Source organism: Legionella gresilensis (assembly GCF_900639865.1).
GTDB classification, from domain to species: domain Bacteria; phylum Pseudomonadota; class Gammaproteobacteria; order Legionellales; family Legionellaceae; genus Legionella_C; species Legionella_C gresilensis.
Genome location: NZ_CAAAHX010000009.1, coordinates 1 through 22589, shown reverse-complemented (window position 1 = coordinate 22589; position 22589 = coordinate 1). Strand labels below are relative to the sequence as shown.

Sequence of the window (22589 nt, the reverse complement as noted above, 5' to 3'; positions counted from 1 at the left end):
AATTAAAGAGGCTTACTAATCTGATAAGGGAATTTCAGCCTATGATAGCCTAGCAACCATTAAAGGTTTTGAAATCATGCCAATATTCAGAAAAGGACAATCTACTAATCTATGGTTTTATGGTAATTCAATAAAGTTTTTTGCATTAATTAGCTCTTTGAAATTTACAACTGAGCTCTGCTTAGAGAATTTTATTTTCTAATGGAGCCAACTCAGCCAGCTTTTCTATTCTTTAACTAAGAAATCGCGACAAACCGTGGGTCAGATTAGTTAAATTTATTGCAGTTTTTAATAAATTAAATAATAATGCTTTAATTTTGCATGGAGTGATCTAAAAATGACAGATACTATTCCACAAAAAATGGTTAAATGGTTATTTCATGATACTGACTCACTTTCACTTGGCTTTGGAGGTTGGGTAAAACTACTATGGGCTACTCTTGTTAGGGCAGACGATTCTTTTACGCTTCAATTTTTTAATGCGTTAAAAGAAAAAATTACGGTGACCTGCCAGGATACAACATTAACTCCTGATCAGAAAGAAACTATCTGCTACAATGCCTTGTCTTACTTAGCTTTTGCTCACCCACAGGAAGGAAGCCAGCTTGATATGAATGGAGTTACTTATACTATTCATAAAATCAAATTGACTTCAGGGTGGTTTAGCTCGCCTTACTATGCCTATGGCTTAATGAGCGACAAGTCATCAATACTTATTTTTCAAGGCACAACCGTACCTAGTGACCGTGGTTTTATTGCAGGGATTTTGGGTGACACTATGCCTGGAGGTGCAGTTGGTACTTTTCTTTATAGACGCGGTCAACATAAGATTCAATCGTGGATTAATAGTGAGTTTCAGCGAACTGGGCGTCCAGTGATTTGTACAGGACAAAGTTTGGGTGGCGCAATGAGTATGCATTGTCATGTTCATCAGCCGGAGAAAGTAGATTTTTATGTACTAAATCCCCCTACTTTAACCTCACGCGAAGAAAAGATTTATGAACGAAACAAAAGTCATGATACTAATAGGCTTGCAAGAACGCTAAAAGTGATTACGCATCGTAGCGATCCTGTTTTTCATCTGGGTAGTAACTATTTACCACCCGGCACAAAAATTTTTAAACATGGCCCTGAAAATGAGAATATTCTCATAGCCCATGCAAAAGCCCCTAATTTTAAGAATTTGATATCAGAAACACCAGATACATTTGTTGACTATGAGCGTCAAAAGTTAAGTGCTTGGATGTGGAAAATACAAAAAGCTTGTCTGTTTGTGGGTGCTTTACTATGTCAAACGCTTTGGTTGATTCCAAGATTTATGATGCATACAGTCCATCATGTTAGGCAATACTGTCAAACAACGAAACCTATCGTGAAAAATTCAACTGAGAGTACCACTCATCAACAGTTCAAGCCCCAAAACGCGAGGGAAAAATTATCTACAACAACTGAAGACCTTGAAAGTTCTCGATTAATTTTAAATATTATAGGAGATAAACCAGCTTCCTTTAATAAACATACTTTGTCAGGGCTATTAAGAAGCTTAGAATACCCGGCTATGCGTATAAATTATAGAGAAAATGATCAATATAACTTTGTCAAAAAAGCTAATTTTGTCGGATATTTAAATAATAACTTTTACTCTCAAGGCATGCCCTTACCCTTTGCGAATTCAGAGACCACAAAGTCTGATATAAACTTAATTATTCCTGAGGGAATTAAAGTTGCTTAGCAAAGCATAAGACAGTTTGCTTTAATCAAAAGCTGGATGCGTCATTCGTTGTTGTAAATAAATATTTTTTATAGCATATAATGCTTCAGCAATATACTCCAGTTGTACCTTTGTTAACCCACTATTCACCGTCATTCGTAATAGTGTTTCTCTAGGCGGGGTAGCAGGCTGAAAAAAAGGAGAAAGATATATATTTTTGCTATCAAATTGCAGTCGCAAGGAGCGACAGTCTTTTTCTTCTCCACAAAAAATACTAACAATGGGAGAACGAATATCCTGCGTATAAATTTTGTATTTCTCTGCATTACAAAATTGCCTTAAACTTGCACTCAGTAATTTCAATTTGTTTCTTAGCGCATCCCCTTCCTCTGAAGTTATTAAATTTAACATTGCTTCAATTCTTGCGATATCGTAATTAGGTACAGCCGAGCTAAAAATCATCGATGTTGAGTTTTCTTTCATAAAAAGCATAAAATCCTAATTTCCGCAAACTATTCCGGCACGAGTACAAAAAGATTTTGATAAACTCGCCGTGATACAGTCTACTTCTGAAGTCAGGTTGAGGTGCGACACAAGCCCAGAACCTTTATCGCCAAATAACCCTAAGCTATGCGACTCATCTACTACTAAAAAACAATCATGGTTTTTTTTTATTTGAACTATTTTCTCAATTGGAGCAATCGTTCCTTGTGCGCTATAAATGGAATCAATAAAGATAGGCCCTGCTCCGTATTTTAAAATTTTCCTTTCAAGATCGGCTATATTATTGTGACGAAAAGGAACTACTCTCGCTCTAGTTATACGTAAGCCAAACCATAATGAAGCATGTGCTCTCTGATCAATGTATACTGTCGTGTTACTGTCTGTGAGCGCCTCAACGACACTAATATTGGCACAGAGACCTGACTGAAATATACATCCCTTTGCTTTTCCTAGATATTCTGCAAGCTTTTGCTCTAGATCGAATTGATAACTTCCTGCGCTTAGAAAAACGCCAGACATCATAATATTGTTTCTTTGATTATTTATTGAGATTATTTGGGCCTCTATAAGCTTAGGATGAAAGGCAAGCGCTAAATAGTCATTATGATTTAAAAGAATTGTCTCTTTATTCGGTTTAGGCTGGGTCAGAAGATAATGAATAATACCTTTTTTTTCTTTAGTACGAGTACTTCTGTAATAACTGAATAATTTTTTTATCCGCTTTTTATAAGATTCTACATCTGCCATACTCATTACAACTTTAAAACCAATTGGTTTAATTATAGACAAAATATTGAGCCCATGCCGGATAAATATAAGTAGTGCTCTTATTTCCAGGAATGAAACCTGGTCATTGTACGGATTTAAAGTAAATACCAACAACTTAGATATTTTACACGCTCATTACTTGATAAAAATTATTCCTTCTTGCTTACCTGCAAGAGGAGAATAATAAAATAGAGAAATAAATCAGACACTTATGAATCCCGTACAGATGCTTCGCATTTTACGGGATAACATTCATTAGCGATAAAAAAGCCTTTGCCTCTTTTATAGCGACCCAGGTAAATTAAACTTCCTTTACTTCATTGATAGTGATTTTATCAACAGGAACATCAGCATGACCTTGGTGGTTCCCAGTTTTCACTTTAGCAATTTCATCAACGATATCCATCCCTTCAACCACCTCGCCAAATACACAGTAGCCATATCCCTGCGCATTCTCACCTTGAAAATTAAGGAATTTGTTATCAACTAGGTTAATAAAGAATTGTACTGTTGCTGAATGAGGATCTGATGTTCTTGCCATAGCAATTGTGCCTCTATTATTTGGCTTGGCATTTTTAGCTTCATTTTGTATTGGTTGTTCAGTAGGCTTTGTTGTCATATCAGCAGTTAAACCACCCCCTTGAATCATAAAGCCTGGAATAACGCGATGAAATATCGTGTCTTTATAAAAACCTGAACGAACATAATTAAGAAAATTTTGTACTGTATTAGGTGTTGTTTCATGATGAAGTTCCAGATGAATATCACCTTTGGAAGTGGAAATAATGACCATTAAAGACTCCTAAACGTTAGACGCAATTAAATCGCGCATTTTAGCACAGACATCATGCATAACGTAAATATTATGAATGCTAGCTAAGGCTGTAAAAAGATTTGATCTTTGCTTAAATAAATGGTGCAACGCCGCCCTAGAATAATGTTTACATGTATAACAAGTGCAAGTGGCCATTATTGGTGACAAATCATCAGCAAAGGAAGCTTTTTTAATTTGTAAACGATGATTAGTATAGTCACTAGCAAAACGTAGCCAGTTATTCTCTTTTATGATTTCCCCACAATACAATGCACCATGCCGTGCATTCCTTGTTGGGGCAACACAATCAAACATATCAATGCCTTCCGCTACCACATCTAATAAATCCTGCGGAGACATGCCAACACCCATGGTATAGCGTGGCTTATTTTCAGGAAGAAATTCTCTAACCCAACGGATAACTTCCACTGTTTTTAACATATCAAAGCCTATGGTTTCACCACCAATAGCAATGCCATCTGTATTCATAGAAGCAATATATTGAGCGCTTTCCCGACGTAAGTCTTGGTGGATACTGCCTTGTATTATGCCAAATAAAGCTTGCGGAAAACCGTAAATAGAATTTGGATGCTCCTGATGATAATTAAGTGATTGTTTTAGCCATCGATGTGTGCGTGTCATAATGCGCTGCACCTCATCACGCGAACAGTCATCTGGCGTGCACTGATCAAATGCCATGATAATATCCGCACCAATAATCTTTTGGGTTGCCAAAGACATTTCTGGAGTCATATGAATGATGCGCTCTGCTCTGGGTAATTTAAAGTGAGCGCCTTCTTCATCAATGGTACAAATTTCTTTATTTTTAGATAAGCTAAAAACTTGAAACCCACCACTATCTGTTAACATAGGCCCATGCCATCCCATAAACGGATGCATACCACCGGCTTGTTTAATAATGTCCATACCTGGCGCACAAAGCATATGATAGGTATTACCACCTAATATAATTTGACTACCAGCCGCAGTTAACTCTGGTATAGTCATATTATTTACACCGGCGCGGGTTCCTACAGGCATGAAAGTAGGTGTAATAAAATCACCATGTGCCGTTTTAATTTTCGTAACCCGAGCCTTGGTGTGTTGATGATTATGAAGTACTTGGCAGGTAAAACTTGTCATTAATTTAAACCACTAAAACTAAGTATTATAGCGAATATTGGCTGTTTTGGTTTCCATATTTTCGTTTAGAATTTATATAAAGAAACAAAGCAGCGCTAAGCATACCAATAAAATATAACACAACCCAAGCCGGCATAGATAATCCTAGCAATGTCCAATTAACTTCTGCACAATCAGCAGCACCCCATAATAAAGCATGAAAAATATCACGCCAGGGAAAGTAACGCATTAATACATCAAGCCCTGGTAAACAAGCAGGTATTTGATCATGTGGGAGTGATTGTAGCCAAAGTTGGCGGCCTGCAAAATAGAAGCCGGCAAGTGCAATAATAATTTGTAACATAGTTATTATACGCTGCGTGCGTAACGTATTAACAAAAAGGGCTATCAAACATAGCAATACCTCTAAGATAACGCATAACCTTTGCATTAGACATAGAGGGCATGGTTCTAGGCCGCGTATGTATTGAAAATAAAGTGAGGCAGCTAATACGCTTAAGCTCACTAAAAAAAGAAGCATTTGCCAGTAACGATAATGATAAGTAGTCATGATTTAGGTAGCATATATTCTATAGCGGTTTTAATATCCACTTCGCTACATTCAGCACAGGTACCTTTTGGCGGCATAGCGTTAAGGCCCTTGATGGCTGAAGCAGTTAAGCCTTCTATTTTTTTTGCCATACGAGGTTTCCAGTCTGCTTCATTACGAAATTTCGGCGCACCTGCCAAGCCATTTTGATGACAAGTTGCGCAATATTTTTCATAAGTAGCTTGGCCGGGTTCTTCTTTAGCTGCGACCTGAGTCTTAGGTTGCTCTGCTTCTTTTTGGCTTGCAGCTGGCGTTGTCTCTTCTATCTTAACCTCACCAATAGGTTTAATTCGCTCTAAGATTTGCTGCCGATCAAAATCATTAACATTATCAGCAAAACACCATTTCATAAACCCAATCAAGATTAACAGGGATATGCGCATATGAATCCTTAGTAGTCAATTATAAAATGATAACCACAACTACTTATGATTTCCAGTCAAACATGTTTTACATTCTCATCCCTATTAGCTTAGATAAGTATAGAGCTCTAATTTATTAAAGAATATTTTTTAAGGTATAATTATCTAATGCTAAGCTTTATTCTAGAAGTTAGATTATGAATGCTGAAAACTTAATTGTGTTAATTGCTGCGCCAGAAGTCCTAGCAATCCCAGTAAAAGAAAATCATGAAGAGCTGATTGATATCAAAGATTCAACTGACATCCTCATTGGGCCTTCACCAGAAATCCCCAATAACACTGATTATACTAAAATGAGACGGGAAGTTTACCAACGCTTATTAATAGCACAATCTTTATTACCGCAGGGCTTACGATTTTGTTTATACGAAGGTTATCGTAGCTTATCATTACAAAAAACTTTATTTGAAGCACGTTATAAAAAATTAGCAAAACAATATGCCAATTGGTCTCATCAGGCGCTTTTTAACGAAACAATAAAACTTGTTTCTCCAGTAATTAATCTTGATGGTAGTAGGAATATTCCGCCTCATGCCACGGGTGCCGCCATTGATGTTTACTTAGTTGATGAGCAAGGTGAAGCAATTGATATGGGGATCCATCCTAAAGATTGGGCCGACGATACAGAGGCTTTATATTCTGCCACAATATGCCCGTTAATTTCTAAAAATGCACAAGCAAACCGTGATTTAATGTCTCATGTTCTTAAGAAAGCAGGGTTTATTAATTATCCTACTGAATATTGGCATTGGTCATATGGTGACCGATATTGGGCGTATGTTTCTAAACACCCATATGCGATATATAATTGCGTTTAATTGCTTTTAAATAGAGCTTTTTCAGCGTAGTGAAATCCTATTTCATCACCAATCTAGGTGCTGCTGCAACCTATTTGTAGCATGAAGGCTAGGCGAATTATAAACACGTCCTATTACTTTTTACTTCCATTTTGTTTTAAAAACTGACAAAATCGCTGCTATAAAAGCAACAATTCTTCAGCATCAATTTCCTCAAGGTGTTGATGATAAGACAAAAGTTGTTCGCTTTGGATATCTAATAGTAAAGGCTCTTTACTATATGAATACCAATATCGATTATCAGAAATAAGTTGGTTAGCTGGCAGTAAATTTGTTAACCAATCTTGATTTTTTTTATCTTTAGGTAATGCTCTATAAGGAATCATTTCACCTTTACTTAATGCTTTGATTAATTCATCACTCGCCCCATGATTACGGGCAACTTCTAAATAAAAAATACGATCTGCCTCACTTTTTACAATCAAAAAGCTAATTTGAGCATCATGATCAAGTAGTAAAAAACTACCTGTATCATCAGCTAAGTAAAATTCAACAATATCCTTTTCCTGACATAATTTTTTAAAGAAGCTTATAAAACCACTATCTTGTAAACAGGTAGGGGCATCTAACTTTAATTCCTGATAAATAGACTTTGACATATCTTGAAAATATTGCCACTGCAAATGTTTAATTCTATAAGTTATTAGATCAGCAATGTTTGGATCACTTTTATAAATATAACCATCAATCAGCCCAGCTTTAAACGCTTCAATAGCTGCGTGCTCATCGGCCTTACCAGTCAATAATATTTTTTTAATTGGCTTATGTTTAATTGCCTGGCAAAACTGTATACCATTCATATCAGACATTTCATAGTCAACAACAACGACTGAAATTTCATTAAAACGCTTAGGATTATATATTTCTGAATGTATTAGTGTGTTTAGCTTTTGACTCAGTGTGCATTCACTTAATTCTGTAAAACGGCTAATACATCGCCTTTTAATCGTTGCTAAATCATTATGTTTTTTATGAATATAATCTAGAGCATCAAAAGGAGAGTCAAAAACCCGATAAGCTAGCCATTCATCAAGTTGCAATACAAAATTAAGTAGAAAATCACGGCTATCATCAATAAATAAGGCAGTACTTGGAAAGTAACAGGTTGGTATTAAAGAATTTGGCATAGCTCCTCCTGAGCAAAGCGTTCTAAATCAAATAAAGCAACTTCCAAAGCTTTATTAGCATAACTAGGCCAATTGATTATTCCTGTGAAATTTAAATCATTCCTTATCTAGCCAGTTATTTTAAGATTCTTAATTTTTAATCTAAACAATAAAGTTAATAAATCAAATTCTACAACTTGTTTATAAAAATACCACATTTTACATATTTTTCAAATATACTTAGCACTACTTTTATAAATTAATTAAAACTTTTAATAATTATTTCTTTATTGTTAAACCATAGGTGATTAAAATGTTACTTTTTTGTAACCTTTGGTTGTTTATAATTATGCCTAGAAATTTATTGAACATTGCAACACGAGAAAGCCCGCTTGCGCTTTGGCAAGCTAATTTTGTTGCTAATTTAATTAAAGCTAAACGACCAGATATCACTATTGAATTATTACCCCTGGTGACTTCCGGCGATAAATTTAGTAAAGGTAAGCTACAAAGTGTTGGTGGCAAAGGGTTATTTGTTAAGGAGCTGGAGGAAGCTTTATTAGATAAGCGTGCTGATTTAGCCGTTCATTCTATGAAAGATGTCCCGGCTGAATTACCAGCTGGTTTAGGTTTAATGGCTATTTGTGAGCGTGAAAACCCATTTGATGTTTTTATCAGCCGTACGGGTTGTCCTTTAGCTGAACTTCCAGCTGAAAGTATTATTGGTACAGCTAGTTTAAGAAGGCAATCACAGTTATTAGCTTATCGCCCTGATTTAACAGTAAAAGTATTACGAGGTAATGTTAACACGCGTTTAAATAAACTATATAGTGGTGAGTATGACGGCATTATCCTTGCAGCAGCCGGTTTAATTCGCATGGATATGGAGCATATCATTACGGAAACACTTCCTGACTCTTGGATGCTACCGGCATGTGGACAAGGTGCTTTAGGTATTGAGACTCGTTGTAATGATGAGGAACTAATAAACATTATCCAAGAATTAAATGATTCTTTAACTGCCGTTTGTGTCTATGCAGAACGTGAGGTTAATCGTTTATTAGGTGGTAATTGCCATGTTCCTCTAGCTGTTTTTTGCCAAGAGAGTAGTAAAGATAATTTACTATTGAGAGCTAAAGTTTTGAGCTTAGATGGTAAAACTAATATTTATGAAGAACGGGAAGGGTCAAAATCTCAATCACTCTCTTTAGCCAACCAAGTAGTAGATAAATTATTAGAAAAAGGGGCTCGTGAACTACTTGCTATGTCATGATTAATAAATTAGATAACAGTTCATTGAAGGGTTTACGTGTTCTAAACACGAGGCCTATTGAACAAGGAAAAACTTTAAGTATAGCAATTAAGCAAGCTGGCGGAATTGCATTGAACTGCCCTGCATTAAGGATTGTTCCCACTCAGATAGAATGGTTACAAACTTTACCTAATTTAGCTACAATTAAACATGCTATTTTTACTAGTGTTAATGCTGTTAATTATGCTTTTAAAGTATTTGCAGAACAAAAGATCACTTGGCCTAAACACATTGAAGTAACGGCCGTAGGAAAAAGCACAGCAAGTCAATTAATACAACATGACATTGCTGTGGAAAATATTCCTACCACTGCTGATAGCGAGCATTTATTAGCATTACCTTCATTACAAGATGTTAATAAGGATATTATTCTCTTATTTAAAGGTGAAGGTGGTCGCATATTAATACCTCAAACTCTAAAAGCACGTGGCGCAAGATTAATTGAACTGATAGTCTATCGACGTGAAGTACCTTTGGTAGATCCAACGCTTCTAAAAACATGGTGGCATAATAAAACGGTGGATATTATACTGTTTACAAGTCAAGAAGCGATGCAAAATATCTTTTCTATGTTTGAGGAGCCGGCTCATCCTTGGCTTAAGAATTTACCTTGCTTAGTGATTAGTAAGCGCTTAGCAGCAGCCGCATCTTCATTAGGTATGCAAAATATTATAATTAGTAGCCCTGACACTATATTAGAGAAACTCAGCCAATTTAACAAAGGATTTACTCATGAATAAGAATGAGGAACTAAATCAATCGCCTTCAATAGCAAAAGAACCTATAAGTGAGCCTACACAGGTCAATGAAACTGTAATCTCTAAAAAGAATGTTGTCCGTAATATTAATGGGTGGCACATTGGCTTGCTTACTCTAACATTAGTTTCTTTATTATTAGCGGCTCTGGCTTTTTATCAAAACTCCCAATTAAAAGCCTTACAGACTCAACAACAAATCGATATGGCTGATCAAATTAGGATACTAAAAAGCCAATTACAAAAAAATACATCACTCATTGATACCCGCACTGAAAAATTTAAAAATTTACAAAATAATTTAACAAACCATATAAATAAATTGGATAGTAGCTTGCAGAGTGCGCTAAAACAGCGCTTTTTTCAAAATCAAGATTGGCTGCTTTTAAAAGCACGCTATTACTTAGAATTAGTACAATTAAATGCGCATTGGGGAGAGGATCAACAAACAACGGCTGCATTGTTACAACAAGCTGACCAGGTTTTACAAGATATACCTGAGCAACAATTGTTTTCGATTAGACAAGCTATAGCGCAAGAAATTAGTAAGATAAAAGCCTTACCAAATGTCGATAAAGCTGGCCTGTTAAGCCAACTTGATGCAGCTCAATCAATGGTCATGCAATTACCATTGCAACAAAGTTTAGTTAATAAACAGCAAACTACTTCACCCTCTACGACAGATAATCCTGGTTGGCGAGGCCAATTTAGTAATAGTTTATCTTATTTAAAGAAATTAGTTGTGGTACGTCGGCATGAAGGTGCTGTCCAGCCGATTTATTCACCACTTCACCAATCTTTATTGCGTGAAATCATTCGTATGAATTTGCAAGAAGCACAATGGGCTGTCTTACAAAAAAATACGAAAGTTTATGAGCAAGCGTTAAATCAAGCTATAACAGCAATAAAAAACACTTTTGATCAAGGTGCAACTAATACACAAGCACTTCTTAAAAACTTACAGCAGTTACAACAACAAAAATTAGATTATCCAAAACCTATCGTTGATAAACCTTTGGTACTGCTTAACCAATATATTGAAATTAGAACTAGACCAACCATTCCTACTGCGACACCTGCTCCAACCTCCTCCACCGGAGGTGAACAATGATTATTCGACTTTTATCCGTTATTATTGTTCTCATATTAGCTATTTGGTTAGGTCTTCAACTAAGTCATGATCCAGGTTATTTACTCATTGCTGTTAATCACTGGACAGTGGAAACAACCTTAGGTGTTGCGTTTATAGGCTTATTATTAAGTTTTATTTTATTACATTTTATCCTGCTTCTAATAAGTCGTCTCGGCCATTTTCCAGAACGTTATCATCGCTGGAAAACCAAGCGCCGCACTCAAAAAGCGCAGGCTAAAACTCGCCAAGGTTTAATTGAGTTTAGTGAAGGTTATTGGCAATCTGCAAAAAACCATTTAATTAAAGCATTGCCTGACACAGACGCGCCTCTCCTTAATTATTTAACTGCCGCTCGTGCAGCTCAAGAGTTAGGAGATTATCAATTAAGGGACAAATATTTACGTGAAGCACAACAATCTATGCCTGAAGCAAAAGTAGCTGTGGAATTAACTCAAGCACAACTACAATTGGCTAACCAACAATGGGAGCAAGCTCTAGCTACTTTGAGGCACTTACAAAGCCTAACTCCCCATCATCCTTATGTATTAAAATTATTAATGTATCTTTATCAAGAAGTCCGTGATTGGCCTCAACTAATTGGTATCTTACCTGAATTAAAGCGCAACCAAATAGTGACTGGAGAAAATTTTGAACGTCTTCGGCAGCATACCTATTTGCAAGCCATGTCAGATTTAATTAAATTTTTCCAGACTGACGCGCTGGAAACGCTAGTCCAGCAATTGCCAAAACCACTAAAGAATGATCCAGAATTGATGGCCTGTTATTGTAAGTATTTATTACAGAATCAGCAGTATGAGCTAGCAGAATCCATTATAAGACGCTGTTTACGAAAGCAGTATGATGATAACTTAGTGTCACTGTATGGCCAATTTTATACAAATGAAGAGCAATTAAAATTTGCAGAATCATTATTAAAGAAATATCCCAACTCGGCTGTTTTATACTTATGTTTAGGACGTCTTAGCTTATCAAATCATTTATGGGGCAAAGCGAGAAGCTATATTGAAAAAAGCCTATCCTTAACACCTACCCCAGAAGCTTATATTGAAATAGGTAAGTTGTATGAACGGTTTGGAGAGCAAACACAAGCCTGTAAAGCTTATCGTGAAGGTTTACAACTAGCACAAAAAAATACTGAGGAAATGGATATGCAAGACGATATTTTCAAATTACCGGCTGCTTTATAGTATTTCGAACATTAAATCTATTGCTAATACTAAGGTGTTGTTAAGTTATTTTCAACCCAATCTACTTCTATAACTTCACTGCTTGATAAGTTATCAGTTTCACATTTAGCATAAGCGATTATTTGTTTATATAAATTTGTTGTTCCGGAAGCTTGACCGGGCCGCGGATTATCGATTGCATCTTTTGCTCGCTTTACAATATTACCTAATAATGCTTGGGCTTCTGCTTCATTAATATTTGTATCCTTAACGTCTTGATAAATATCATAAATACGATGAGGTAAGCGCTTATTCAATGATTCTTCAGTCTTTCCACCCTTAAAAAAAAGAAAACTACTAAGAGTGAAGTGTTCCTTCTCTATCACAGCTTTGATATTTTTAACTCTATCGAGAGTGGAAAGGTTAGATGCTTTAGGATTATTTATATAATTAATATTTGGAGGAGAAGAGTTAAATTCAGCCTTTCTTTGATTTCCAGCCCCATTTTCTAGAAAAAATTCGGGATGTTTTTTCTGTATTACACTTTCAACAGTAGCCTTATACAATCTATTTAAGTCACCCGGTTGATCAGTGATACATGTAATATTTTCCCATAATGAATCCAAGGAGTATAATTTCCTGTCTTTATGATTATAAAATAAATTCCAAGTGTGCGCGCCTCTTATAAGGCCGCCCTGTTCTAAGAAATCTTGCCGATGATGAATAATGTCACCACTTAAAATTTTATCTTCAACTAAACGAGATAAAAAATAAGCGTTTAATAAGGTATGATGACGACACACTCCTTGTTTTTGCTTAATAAACTCAGTTAAAGGGATATTTTGCGTACCAATACCGTGAAAATATTGGAACATAACAATTTCTGGGTTTCCTTTCGGAAAACAGCTACGAGTTAGTTTTTGAATCTCAGTTAAAATGTCATTTATATCTGAATTTGGTTTAATATTCCTGCGCAGTTGTTTATATAAATCCTTTAGTTCTTGCGCATTAGAATCCAATAAAATAACTTCACGGCTATTTGAGGAGCCAATTGAACAAAGTTGTTGATTAAAGTTGCGGGTTTTCCTTGTTACCATAGGTATAAATTCATTGCCATATATGATACCTTTTATACCGCCTCTATCAATAATTCGCTTATTATGTACAATTGCCTTTTGAGTACGCCCAGCAGCCTCAAGAAGATCGTCATCTGGTCCAGGTTGAAGGCTTTGACGTAATTCTTCCTGAGGCTTTTCTAGCTGGGCATTTTCACACATTTTTTGAATAAGTTGTGCGTCTTTAATACCCGCTTTCTTTAGTAAATCCAAAACTAAATGAGGGTATTTTGTAGCGAATTCTAAGAGTTTTTCTTCCCCCACTGCAAAGGGAATTGCTTGTATTAGATGATTGGAATCTTTAAGTAATGCGTTAGCTGCCTTTTTACTTACTAAAGCTAAGTCAAACAAAAAACTACTAAACCTATTTATTTCATCATCATTAGTAAGACATTCTTTATTTTCCAGGATAAGATTAACAACTTCAACAAGTTTTTTATTCTGACTATAGATATGACTAATTATGTGAGCTGAACGGACTCCTTTATTAAGAAAGTCCTTAATATCATCAAACATAAAAATACATCCGTAAAAACCTACTACCTATAATATAGTATACAAAAAAAATTAATAAATTATTAATAAATAGATATTAATGTCTAAAATCATGCGCTTTATTGTTAGAAAATTAGCAATTTATAAGCCATACTTTGTTGCACAAGCATCATCACAAAAAGCTAAATTTTGCTCGACCTGAATCGTGGCATGATGAATATTATGTTTTTCTTTAAGTATTTGAATTAACTGTTGGCGAGCCTCATCTGTTAAAGAAGACTTTGGCATATATAAATGAACAGACAGTGCATTTTCTTGCGTACTTAAAGCCCATATATGTAAATCATGCACCTGTTCAACACCTTCTATAGTCTTTAATGTCTCCAATACTGCAAGCCAAGATATGCCTCTTGGCACGCCATCAATAATCAGTCTAAAACTATCACTAAATAAAGACCATGTTCCTTTGATAATAATAAGAGCAATCAGTAGACCAACGATAGGATCAATCCATAACCAGCCAGTTAGGTAGATAATTGCTGCTGCAATAACAACACCTACAGAAATTACAGCATCATAAAGTAGGTGTAAAAAAGCAGCACGAATATTTAAATCGTTTGAACCACGTAAAAATAAGATAGCGGTAGAACCATTAATTAAAATCCCAATAGCAGCAACGATCATCACAGAACCCGCATGAACTTCTGAAGGGGAAAATAATTTATACATTGCTTCTGTTGCGATAATACCGCAAGTAAACACTAACATGATGCCATTGGCTAGTGCTGCTAAGATAGATGTTTTCTTCATGCCATAAGTAGCATTTTGGGTCGGCGATTTTTTTAATAATCCATTAGCTATCCAAGCAAAAACCAAACCTAAAACATCTCCCAAATTATGTACTGCATCAGCAAGTAAGCTAGTAGAATTAGCTAGAAAAGAAAAAATAATTTGAAAAACAACAAAAGCGCCATTTGCACTAATAGCAATTAAAAACGCACTATTAAAGGCGGCTGGTACACTATGATGACTATGTTGACCATGATGATCATGGTGATGCTCATGCTGTTTACTCATAAATGCTCCTGGCGCTTAAGATTCTTGCTCGCTGCCATAATAATTAATACCAATTTTAATTCGCTCCCTGTCATTTTTCTTTCGCCAGCTATTAGTATCACGTAAGGAATAAACGCAACCACAATATTCTTGTTTATAAAAATTTTCTCGCTTAGCGATTTCATACATGCGTGCAGCACCATCGTTTTTACGCCAGTTATAAGTCCAATATATCAGTCCTGGATAACGGCCTGCCGCTCTTATACCTGAGTCATTAATTTGATTCATGTCCTTCCAGCGTGAAATACCCAATGAACTACTAATGACTGGAAAACCATGCTCATATGCATAAAGAGCTGTGCGATCAAAACGCATATCAAAGCACATACTACAGCGTTTGCCACGTTCTGGCTCCCATTCTAAGCCCTTTGCTCGAGCAAACCAGTTATCTTTATCATAATCTGCATCAATAAAAGGAATGTTGTGTTTTTGGGCAAACGCAATATTTTCCTGTTTTCTAATTTCATACTCTTGTACAGGATGAATATTAGGATTATAGAAAAAAATGGAAAAATTAATCTTAGAAAAAATTAAAGCTTCCATTACCTCTCCTGAGCACGGAGCGCAACAGGAGTGCAGTAACAATTTATCTGCTCCATTAGGAAGAATTAACTGTTCACGATTGACCATGATCTTTACTCGGTAAATTAATAAAATGTTGTCGATAATAAACTAATTCAGCAATAGAATCTTTTATATCGTCTAAAGCTAAATGTTTTGACTCTTTGGTTGCCCCATCAATTAATTTAGGTTGCCAACGCTTGACTAACTCTTTTAAAGTGCTGACATCCAGATTACGATAGTGAAAAAACGCTGCTAACTCAGGCATATATTTATATAAAAACCGTCTATCTTGGCAAATACTATTACCACACATGGGTGATTTGCCTTTATCAATATATTTTTTTAAAAATTCAATCGTTTGTTGCTCAGCAATCGCTTCAGTAATACTAGACTCAAGGACGCGTTTTACTAAGCCAGATTGATTGTGCTGCCTTGTATTCCACTCATCCATACTAGACATGATGTCTTCTGATTGATTAATAGCAATGACGGGTCCTTCTGCTAAAATATTTAAATGTAAATCCGTAACAACAGTTGCTATCTCAATAATCTTGTCTTTCTCGGGCTCAAGGCCAGTCATTTCTAAATCTATCCAAATTAAATTGTTATTACTTTTCATTCTTTATTCCAAGATTTTATAATTAACTCAGTGCAAGCAATACGTCGTTTATAGAGTTCTTCTTTAATTGCCACACCTTGATAACCTTCTGCAATTACAGCCTGCGCAGAAATTTTCAAACATTCATTAAGTATATATTGCCACCTTGCTTCTTGCGGATAATCTACTATTTTACCACGGCCTTGTAAGTCTGCCTTACATACCTTTAAAAGTTGTTCAAATATATTAGGCCTACGATAAGCATCAGTTTGCTCTAATATTTTGACAATAGTTTTCGCTTTAAGTTCAGCTAGTCGATGAATATTTAGATGAAATCGTGATCCCATGACTGCTAATTTGCGGTAATTAGCTGGAATACGTAAGCGTTGACATAGAGATTCAATGACTTTTATCCCTCTTTCCTCATGTCCATGATGACTTGGCCATTTACTCATAGGGCTTAGTGCTTTACCTAAATCATGTAAAAGGGCTGCAAAACGAACCATTGGCTCATTTGAAGCTATGGCAGCGGCTTGTAAAACCAAAAGCGTATGTACGCCACTATCAATCTCAGGATGATATTGAGGTGGATTGGGAATACCAAATAAAGCATCTAACTCAGGTAATATAACGGCTAAAGCACCACATTCACGTAACGTTTTGATAAACACTTCAGGATTTTTTTCACTTAAGCTACGTTGCCATTCCTGCCATACCCTTTCGGGTACAAGATAATTTAATTCACCCTTTTGCACCATTTTATACATAAGCAACCGTGTTTCTTCCGCTAATTGAAAGCCTAAATGGTGATAACGAGCTGCAAAACGTGCAACGCGTAAAACACGGACAGGATCCTCAATAAAAGATTCTGAAACATGGCGAAGCTTTTTAGCTTTAATGTCATTAACACCACCAAAGGGATCAATAATATTACCCTTATCATCCATTGCTATAGCATTTATTGTTAAATCTCGCCGCTTTAAATCTTCTTCTAAAGTTACGTGCTCATCAAAATCACAAGTAAATCCATAATAACCCGGCGCGGTTTTTCGTTCTTGACGAGCTAATGCATATTCTTCACGTGTGGTGGGATGCAAAAAAACTGGAAAATCACGGCCAACCTGTTGGTAACCCTGTTTTTTCATTAAAGAGGGTGTAGCACCTACTACTACCCAATCACGTTCTTTAATAGAATAATTAAGTAGCTGATCGCGAACAGCGCCTCCTACTAAGTAAATTTTCATTAATAAACCTTTATAACCGATTGGCTTGACTAGACTTATTCGGAAAGTCTACTGTAAAAAATAATCTATCTAACTTGTACTTTATAGCATTTTGGCCTCATAATGTACAAATTTTTAATGTTTAAGATTGTAAATCTTATTAGAATTTCGAAACTTACTACAAGAAACTAAGTTGTAGGTTATATCTCAACGCGAAATTCAGAGTTTACTAAGGTAGTTAAGGATTCGAATACTGCTATATACTGCAAAATGAACGTTGCAGCGTACTCAAAGAAATATTTTAAAAAAAATTGCAAAAATAGGCTACTTTTTAATCATGGGTAAAAGACGACTTAATAAACAGCAGACTGCTCGTGTTCAAAGAATACAAGCCAGTTATCAACAGCCTAGTACTGATTCTTCTAATCACGAAGATGGCCTTGTTATTTCTCGCTTTAGCCGACACGCTGAAGTTGAAGATAATAATGGAAAACGATTTCACTGTTCCATTCGTCCTAATATTGATTCTTTAGTCGCAGGCGATCGCGTTGTTTGGCAACCAACTGGTGTTGATCAAGGCGTTGTCTTAAGCCGCTATCCACGTAAAACCATTCTAACGCGTAATGATAAACGCGATGAGCATAAACCCATTGCTGCTAATATCTCGCAAGTATTTATCGTCGTTGCACCAAAACCTGCTATCAGCTGGATGTTACTTGATAGCTATTTGGTTATGGCGGAAAACTTGCAATTACAAGTCCAAATTGTACTTAATAAAGTAGATTTACCTTGTTTATCTCTACAACAAGAGTTAATTAATTATTATCAACCATTAGGCTATAACCTTTTATTTACTTCTAAAGAAGATTTAAATAGCTATTTAATATTACAGCAAGCCTTACGTGATCAGGTTAATGTATTTGTGGGCCAATCTGGCGTAGGGAAATCCTCACTGATAGAAAAAATATTGCCTCATGAAAAAATCCAAGTAGCAGCCATTTCAGAATTGTCTGAGCTTGGATGTCATACAACAAGTAATTCCCGGTTTTATCACTTACCACAAGGCGGTGCGCTTATTGACTCTCCTGGGGTACGTGATTTTAGCCTAAGCAATATTTCTTCTGCTGAGGCTATTTATGGATTTCGAGAATTTAGAGACTTAGCATCACACTGTAAATTTCGTAACTGTAATCATCGAGATAATCCAGGCTGCGCTTTAATTGATGCCGTGAAGCACGGACATGCCTCTTCAAGACGATATGAAAACTTACTCAAAATCAAAGCACAGTTGGCATTACAGAACTATTAAGATACATTTCCTCTTCATCTTGACTATTTTCAAGAGAAGGAATATTTGTGGCAAGTTTATTGAAATATCTAGGTAATGAAGTCATCTCAAAATTATGTAAAATTTTTCTGGCAATTTTTTCTAAAATGTCTGGTAGTTTATACCAAGCTTGGCCTTGAAAATTCACCGCGTCCAACTCTTGATGGAATCGCTTAGCTACGTCATGATAAAATATAGTATTTATTGACGAATCTTTAAAAATTCCGAAACTCTTCGATGTACGAGCAACTTGCCATGCTATACGATGAATCATAAAATCTCGTATAGTTTGTATTAATGTACTAGGTGGGATAGGCTCAATTTTTGCCCTTAGTTGATTTAAAATTTCATCACTATCTTCTCTAGGTATTTCTTTTAAAAATTCGGAAAATTTTATATTAATACGTATCCATTTAAGATAATCATTTTGTTCTTGAAGTTGAGTTAGAATAATCTCTTCTAAGAAAGATTCAATTTGTAAGCCAACTCTACTACTCCTGTTATTATAGGACCATAAGACCATTAATAATGTATCTGGTTCAAAACAAGTAATGGTGTTTTGTTTAAATAAAGTCTCATCAATGATTTTATTTAACCAATCCATAGTATCTGTATAACGCATAAAGGTAACTCTAAAACCGTCATTAATTGAGGCGGGTTTTATAATAGCTTCTATTAACGAGGCATAAATAAAACGAGCTTGAGTGAAATTACCTGTAACGACTGATCTTTTTATTAAGTTCATTATATCTTTTCCCGTTTTGGTAATTGTATTAGAACGATCCCAAAGCGATAAAGAACTGCCGGTTAGGGGAAGATATTTAAAATTATGAGTCATTACTGATACACATAAAATCAATATTCTTTTTATAGCTTCCTCAGAACTTATATGATTATAATCACTGTAAACCTTCTGTGCAGATTGCAATCTAAGTGGATCTATACGTACTTTGTGTTCCCATTCAACGGGAAAACGCATAAAGGGATCATAATCAATTAAAAACTTTAAAAAATATTGGGCGTAAACGACAAGACACTCCCCTTTATCTAAGACTTGTTCTAACACTTCTAAAAAGGTGATCTTTCGTCCCTCAAAGAAAATCGTCTGATTTAACAGATGCAATCTTTCTTCTTCTGGTAAACTATTTAGATAGACTAAAAATTCTGCATAACTATTTTCAGCACAGTCCAATTGGGAATCGGTAATATTATTACCTAAATATAAACCTTCAGGATATAAAGTGCCTTCCACTAATTTTTTTACTTCCAGCACTGTTTTGCGACTAGCTGGCACTTCATGTCTTTCTTCCTCAGCCTCATTAAAACAATTTACAAAATGTGGTAGAGAGTGCCTTATACGCTCTTTCTCAAGCGTAGTAAACGGCCTAAAATGATTGCAATTATAGAATGTCTTGCGATATTTAAAATTATTGACGCAATTTGGCAAAAAGATAAGCTCATCACCTTGTTCAGAAACGATATAATAGGTTAATGGGTAGACTGTAAGTTTCTCTTCCGTTACAAAATCCGATTCATGCGTTAACGTAGGAATTAATAATTTATAATAAATTGGCGGATTTAAAAAATTGATAAGCCTGGCGCCCTCTAAATATTGAGCTAAGGATATCCAAGATTTATTAGCGCCATCTACTAAACGAGTATAATCAAGCGGTGTATCGGAGATTTCTTGCCACCTTAAACTAAAAATCTGCACAATTTCCCTTACTAGATTTTGACTGACTTGATCTTTAGCTCGAATAGATTGCTTAAGCTTTGCTATTTTTTCTTTTAATTCGACGGAAAGGGATTCAGTCGATAAAACATTAACTAAGGATTCTAATTTAGATAGTTTATAATAAGCGCCAGCTTGTAGTGTCTGATAAACAGAAGCAAGCTGATTTTGTTTTCCTATCAAAGAGTGATCTAATTCATATACCCATTGAGCAACTGCTTTTAGTTTTGGAGTTAAATTCGTAGTTTGCTGCAAAAGTTCAATTAGTAACTCCAGCAGATAAAATTGTTTACCTCTTATTTTAAACAATACGCTATAAAGATAGTTTACATCTTCTACGTTACTGAACTTCAGAGCATTAATAAAATCGATAATCGCTCTTTTTAACTGATATTTATTATTTAATTCTATACTTTGAAAATATGCCTCAACAACAGCTAACAACTCTGGTAATAATTGCCTGGGTAATTGACCTGTCGTCTTCCAAGTTGGAGCAAATTGCCTTACTAAGCAATGCCAAATAGTTAGCCCACTTTTATCTTCTTGCAATAATAAATTGTCAGAGTTATAAATAATTTTCTGCCAATTCATAGATAACAAATCACTTAACTCTTCTAACTGAGTTGAATTAAATGTATTTTGACTTAAAAATTTATGTTTAAATACAGAGGCTTTTGAGGTAAATGCAGGAAGAGTAGTTAACGATAAAGCATTTAATAATTCTTGCAAGTTATGGAATTCAAAATAATGTTTACTTTGTATAGGGCGTTCAAAAAGCTTATTTTTTAAAAAAGAAGGTGAATAGATGCTATAAATTTTGTCTAACACTACATTTAATTTCTTCCCTAAGTCTTCTAATTCTGGGTTTGCAAAACAATCAATTAGAATCTGTGCTAAGTAAACTTTATTTTGCTCATATTCAATATAAATACTATAAAGAGAGTTGATATCTTCAGATGCAAAGGTATTTAAATAATTACAAAAATTTTTAAATGCTATTTTAAACTTGGCAAAATCCTCAGCCTCTTCACAATCAAAATAAGTGTGAATAATTTCACATAAAGCAGAAGTTAACTCGATCTTTACGTTATCTGTATGCCAGGCAGGCAATATTTCGTCAATAAAATAATCTTTAAAGTCCAACTTTTCTTTACTAGAATGATGCCCTTTATTACATAAGCGATATAACTCTTTAATTGTTAAAGAGGGATGATTATCAAGTTTCCCACATGTGGTATAATTATTAATCGATTGACGTAGTTTATGGATAAGATTAGTAACAGAATAAATTGTTTTATCGTCATTACCTAAATAGATATTATTTAGATCTTCTAATTCATTTAAATCAAAGTTTTGAGAAAGCTCCGCGCCAGGAATCAATATTGTTAAAAATGGTTTTTTTAATTCTTTGCCTAGGGATTTAGCTAGTGTAATCCATTCATTAGATGGCACAAATGGTAAATTATAATCGTCATTTATATTAACTATATTATCCCAACGTTGTTTAAAAGCGGACTCGATAGATGAAATTTCATAAATAGAGAGCTCATGCGCAGGATCTAGTGCAGAAAAATTTGTTTTTAGAAAATTTAAAAATGTTAAATCAGCGAAGTTTAAGCTAGCCTCGTTTAAAGATACAACCTGAATAAATTCCTGAAGACGACGAACTAACATGCAAGCTATTATCCCATAACCTGGTTGATTCATATTACAGTAAGTTCTAATAAATTATCTACATGTAATAAATACTTCTCATCTTTAGCAATGTTTAGCTTATTAATAATTAACCAAAAAAGTAAAAGAACTTACTATTGGTTTGTTTAATACAAACTAGATAAGAACTTCCTAATAAGAAACAAATTTTTGGGCATTATAAACCAATAAGAAAATCATTTATAGAATAATTCAAGGCAAAGAAAAAAAATAATCTATAGAAATAAAAATTTAAGTAGAAGCCTTTAAAAAATTAGGCAAGGAGGAAAACTGTTGCAAAACCCTTAAAGAAAAAAATCTGTGCTAATAAGCATAAAAAAAGCGGCTTAAAGCCGCTTTCAGAATAAAGCCCTGGCGATGACCTACTTTCACATGGGGAAACCCCACACTATCATTGGCGCTGGTC

At 35.0% G+C, this 22589-nt stretch carries 20 protein-coding genes; 7 read left to right on the top strand and 13 right to left on the bottom strand.

Annotated elements, in window-relative coordinates:
- Positions 1–337: 337 nt before the first annotated feature.
- Positions 338–1732, top strand: coding sequence for a hypothetical protein (locus E1P04_RS11815; RefSeq protein WP_131783116.1), 1395 nt, complete (start codon positions 338–340; stop codon positions 1730–1732).
- 21 nt (positions 1733–1753) lie between these two features.
- Here E1P04_RS11815 and E1P04_RS11810 read toward each other — a convergent pair whose 3' ends face one another.
- From E1P04_RS11810 to E1P04_RS11785, 6 genes are all read right to left on the bottom strand, one after another.
- The gene (locus tag E1P04_RS11810) at positions 1754–2194 is read right to left on the bottom strand and encodes a PLP-dependent aminotransferase family protein (protein ID WP_131783115.1); all 441 of its coding nucleotides are present in this window, start codon (positions 2192–2194) and stop codon (positions 1754–1756) included.
- 15 nt (positions 2195–2209) lie between these two features.
- Positions 2210–2962, bottom strand: coding sequence for an aminotransferase class I/II-fold pyridoxal phosphate-dependent enzyme (locus E1P04_RS11805; RefSeq protein WP_165482766.1), 753 nt, complete (start codon positions 2960–2962; stop codon positions 2210–2212).
- Positions 2963–3284: 322 nt separating this feature from the next.
- Entirely contained in the window at positions 3285–3776 is a 492-nt protein-coding gene (locus E1P04_RS11800; RefSeq protein ID WP_131783113.1) for a peptidylprolyl isomerase, read from the bottom strand.
- 9 nt (positions 3777–3785) lie between these two features.
- Complete coding sequence (gene tgt / locus E1P04_RS11795; protein WP_131783112.1) at positions 3786–4940, bottom strand: tRNA guanosine(34) transglycosylase Tgt; 1155 nt, start codon at positions 4938–4940, stop codon at positions 3786–3788.
- A gap of 25 nt (positions 4941–4965) precedes the next feature.
- Complete coding sequence (locus E1P04_RS11790) at positions 4966–5490, bottom strand: disulfide bond formation protein B (protein WP_131783111.1); 525 nt, start codon at positions 5488–5490, stop codon at positions 4966–4968.
- Positions 5487–5912: a c-type cytochrome gene (locus tag E1P04_RS11785; protein WP_131783110.1), complete on the bottom strand. Its 426-nt coding sequence runs from the start codon at positions 5910–5912 to the stop codon at positions 5487–5489. The genes E1P04_RS11790 and E1P04_RS11785 overlap by 4 nt, the downstream gene beginning before the upstream one ends.
- A gap of 176 nt (positions 5913–6088) precedes the next feature.
- Here E1P04_RS11785 and E1P04_RS11780 point away from each other — a divergent pair, with 176 nt between their 5' ends.
- Complete coding sequence (locus tag E1P04_RS11780; RefSeq protein WP_131783109.1) at positions 6089–6769, top strand: M15 family metallopeptidase; 681 nt, start codon at positions 6089–6091, stop codon at positions 6767–6769.
- Between the two features lie 158 nt (positions 6770–6927).
- On the opposite strand, the gene E1P04_RS11775 is transcribed toward E1P04_RS11780, so the two are convergent.
- Positions 6928–7935, bottom strand: a complete 1008-nt coding sequence (locus E1P04_RS11775; protein WP_131783108.1) for a response regulator — start codon at positions 7933–7935, stop codon at positions 6928–6930.
- 328 nt (positions 7936–8263) lie between these two features.
- Here E1P04_RS11775 and hemC point away from each other — a divergent pair, with 328 nt between their 5' ends.
- Genes hemC through E1P04_RS11755 form a run of 4 tightly spaced genes read left to right on the top strand, consistent with a single transcriptional unit; the run spans position 8264 to position 12321 of the window.
- Entirely contained in the window at positions 8264–9187 is a 924-nt protein-coding gene (gene hemC / locus E1P04_RS11770; RefSeq protein ID WP_131783107.1) for a hydroxymethylbilane synthase, read from the top strand.
- Positions 9184–9966, top strand: a complete 783-nt coding sequence (locus E1P04_RS11765; RefSeq protein ID WP_131783106.1) for a uroporphyrinogen-III synthase — start codon at positions 9184–9186, stop codon at positions 9964–9966. Before hemC ends, E1P04_RS11765 begins: the two co-directional genes overlap by 4 nt.
- Positions 9959–11092 carry a uroporphyrinogen-III C-methyltransferase gene (locus E1P04_RS11760; RefSeq protein WP_131783105.1) on the top strand — a complete coding sequence of 378 codons (1134 nt, stop codon included), beginning with the start codon at positions 9959–9961 and terminating at the stop codon, positions 11090–11092. Before E1P04_RS11765 ends, E1P04_RS11760 begins: the two co-directional genes overlap by 8 nt.
- The gene (locus E1P04_RS11755) at positions 11092–12321 is read left to right on the top strand and encodes a heme biosynthesis HemY N-terminal domain-containing protein (protein WP_131783231.1); all 1230 of its coding nucleotides are present in this window, start codon (positions 11092–11094) and stop codon (positions 12319–12321) included. Before E1P04_RS11760 ends, E1P04_RS11755 begins: the two co-directional genes overlap by 1 nt.
- A 29-nt stretch (positions 12322–12350) precedes the next feature.
- Here the strand turns inward: E1P04_RS11755 and E1P04_RS11750 are convergent, their stop codons facing one another.
- The 5 genes from E1P04_RS11750 to E1P04_RS11730 form a co-directional block, all read right to left on the bottom strand.
- Entirely contained in the window at positions 12351–13931 is a 1581-nt protein-coding gene (locus E1P04_RS11750; RefSeq protein WP_131783104.1) for a hypothetical protein, read from the bottom strand.
- Positions 13932–14051: 120 nt separating this feature from the next.
- Positions 14052–14987 (bottom strand): cation diffusion facilitator family transporter, encoded by a 936-nt coding sequence (locus tag E1P04_RS11745; RefSeq protein WP_131783103.1) that lies wholly within the window; start codon positions 14985–14987, stop codon positions 14052–14054.
- A gap of 15 nt (positions 14988–15002) precedes the next feature.
- The gene (locus E1P04_RS11740) at positions 15003–15656 is read right to left on the bottom strand and encodes an epoxyqueuosine reductase QueH (protein ID WP_131783102.1); all 654 of its coding nucleotides are present in this window, start codon (positions 15654–15656) and stop codon (positions 15003–15005) included.
- Complete coding sequence (gene orn, locus E1P04_RS11735; protein ID WP_131783101.1) at positions 15643–16209, bottom strand: oligoribonuclease; 567 nt, start codon at positions 16207–16209, stop codon at positions 15643–15645. Before orn ends, E1P04_RS11740 begins: the two co-directional genes overlap by 14 nt.
- A complete protein-coding gene (locus tag E1P04_RS11730; protein WP_131783100.1) occupies positions 16206–17432 on the bottom strand; it encodes a multifunctional CCA addition/repair protein in 1227 nt (408 codons plus the stop codon). The genes orn and E1P04_RS11730 overlap by 4 nt, the downstream gene beginning before the upstream one ends.
- 316 nt (positions 17433–17748) lie before the next feature.
- On the opposite strand from E1P04_RS11730, the gene rsgA reads away from it, so the two are divergent.
- A complete protein-coding gene (gene rsgA / locus E1P04_RS11725) occupies positions 17749–18720 on the top strand; it encodes a ribosome small subunit-dependent GTPase A (RefSeq protein WP_131783099.1) in 972 nt (323 codons plus the stop codon).
- On the opposite strand, the gene E1P04_RS11720 is transcribed toward rsgA, so the two are convergent.
- Positions 18689–22144, bottom strand: coding sequence for a hypothetical protein (locus E1P04_RS11720; RefSeq protein WP_165482765.1), 3456 nt, complete (start codon positions 22142–22144; stop codon positions 18689–18691). The two genes, rsgA and E1P04_RS11720, sit on opposite strands and share 32 nt — an antisense overlap.
- Positions 22145–22589 lie beyond the last annotated feature (445 nt).

What these genes read in the sequence shown, in the direction of transcription:
- tgt (WP_131783112.1), bottom strand. Translation starts at nt 4,940, where the DNA reads ATGACAAGTTTTACCTGCCAAGTACTTCATAATCATCAACACACCAAG.
- E1P04_RS11775 (WP_131783108.1), bottom strand. Translation starts at nt 7,935, where the DNA reads ATGCCAAATTCTTTAATACCAACCTGTTACTTTCCAAGTACTGCCTTA.
- E1P04_RS11750 (WP_131783104.1), bottom strand. Translation starts at nt 13,931, where the DNA reads ATGTTTGATGATATTAAGGACTTTCTTAATAAAGGAGTCCGTTCAGCT.
- rsgA (WP_131783099.1), top strand. Translation starts at nt 17,749, where the DNA reads ATGGGTAAAAGACGACTTAATAAACAGCAGACTGCTCGTGTTCAAAGA.
- E1P04_RS11760 (WP_131783105.1), top strand. Translation starts at nt 9,959, where the DNA reads ATGAATAAGAATGAGGAACTAAATCAATCGCCTTCAATAGCAAAAGAA.
- E1P04_RS11790 (WP_131783111.1), bottom strand. Translation starts at nt 5,490, where the DNA reads ATGACTACTTATCATTATCGTTACTGGCAAATGCTTCTTTTTTTAGTG.
- E1P04_RS11810 (WP_131783115.1), bottom strand. Translation starts at nt 2,194, where the DNA reads ATGAAAGAAAACTCAACATCGATGATTTTTAGCTCGGCTGTACCTAAT.
- E1P04_RS11805 (WP_165482766.1), bottom strand. Translation starts at nt 2,962, where the DNA reads ATGGCAGATGTAGAATCTTATAAAAAGCGGATAAAAAAATTATTCAGT.
- E1P04_RS11730 (WP_131783100.1), bottom strand. Translation starts at nt 17,432, where the DNA reads ATGAAAATTTACTTAGTAGGAGGCGCTGTTCGCGATCAGCTACTTAAT.
- E1P04_RS11800 (WP_131783113.1), bottom strand. Translation starts at nt 3,776, where the DNA reads ATGGTCATTATTTCCACTTCCAAAGGTGATATTCATCTGGAACTTCAT.
- E1P04_RS11745 (WP_131783103.1), bottom strand. Translation starts at nt 14,987, where the DNA reads ATGAGTAAACAGCATGAGCATCACCATGATCATCATGGTCAACATAGT.
- E1P04_RS11720 (WP_165482765.1), bottom strand. Translation starts at nt 22,144, where the DNA reads ATGTTAGTTCGTCGTCTTCAGGAATTTATTCAGGTTGTATCTTTAAAC.
- E1P04_RS11780 (WP_131783109.1), top strand. Translation starts at nt 6,089, where the DNA reads ATGAATGCTGAAAACTTAATTGTGTTAATTGCTGCGCCAGAAGTCCTA.
- E1P04_RS11785 (WP_131783110.1), bottom strand. Translation starts at nt 5,912, where the DNA reads ATGCGCATATCCCTGTTAATCTTGATTGGGTTTATGAAATGGTGTTTT.
- E1P04_RS11740 (WP_131783102.1), bottom strand. Translation starts at nt 15,656, where the DNA reads ATGGTCAATCGTGAACAGTTAATTCTTCCTAATGGAGCAGATAAATTG.
- E1P04_RS11815 (WP_131783116.1), top strand. Translation starts at nt 338, where the DNA reads ATGACAGATACTATTCCACAAAAAATGGTTAAATGGTTATTTCATGAT.
- hemC (WP_131783107.1), top strand. Translation starts at nt 8,264, where the DNA reads ATGCCTAGAAATTTATTGAACATTGCAACACGAGAAAGCCCGCTTGCG.
- E1P04_RS11765 (WP_131783106.1), top strand. Translation starts at nt 9,184, where the DNA reads ATGATTAATAAATTAGATAACAGTTCATTGAAGGGTTTACGTGTTCTA.
- orn (WP_131783101.1), bottom strand. Translation starts at nt 16,209, where the DNA reads ATGAAAAGTAATAACAATTTAATTTGGATAGATTTAGAAATGACTGGC.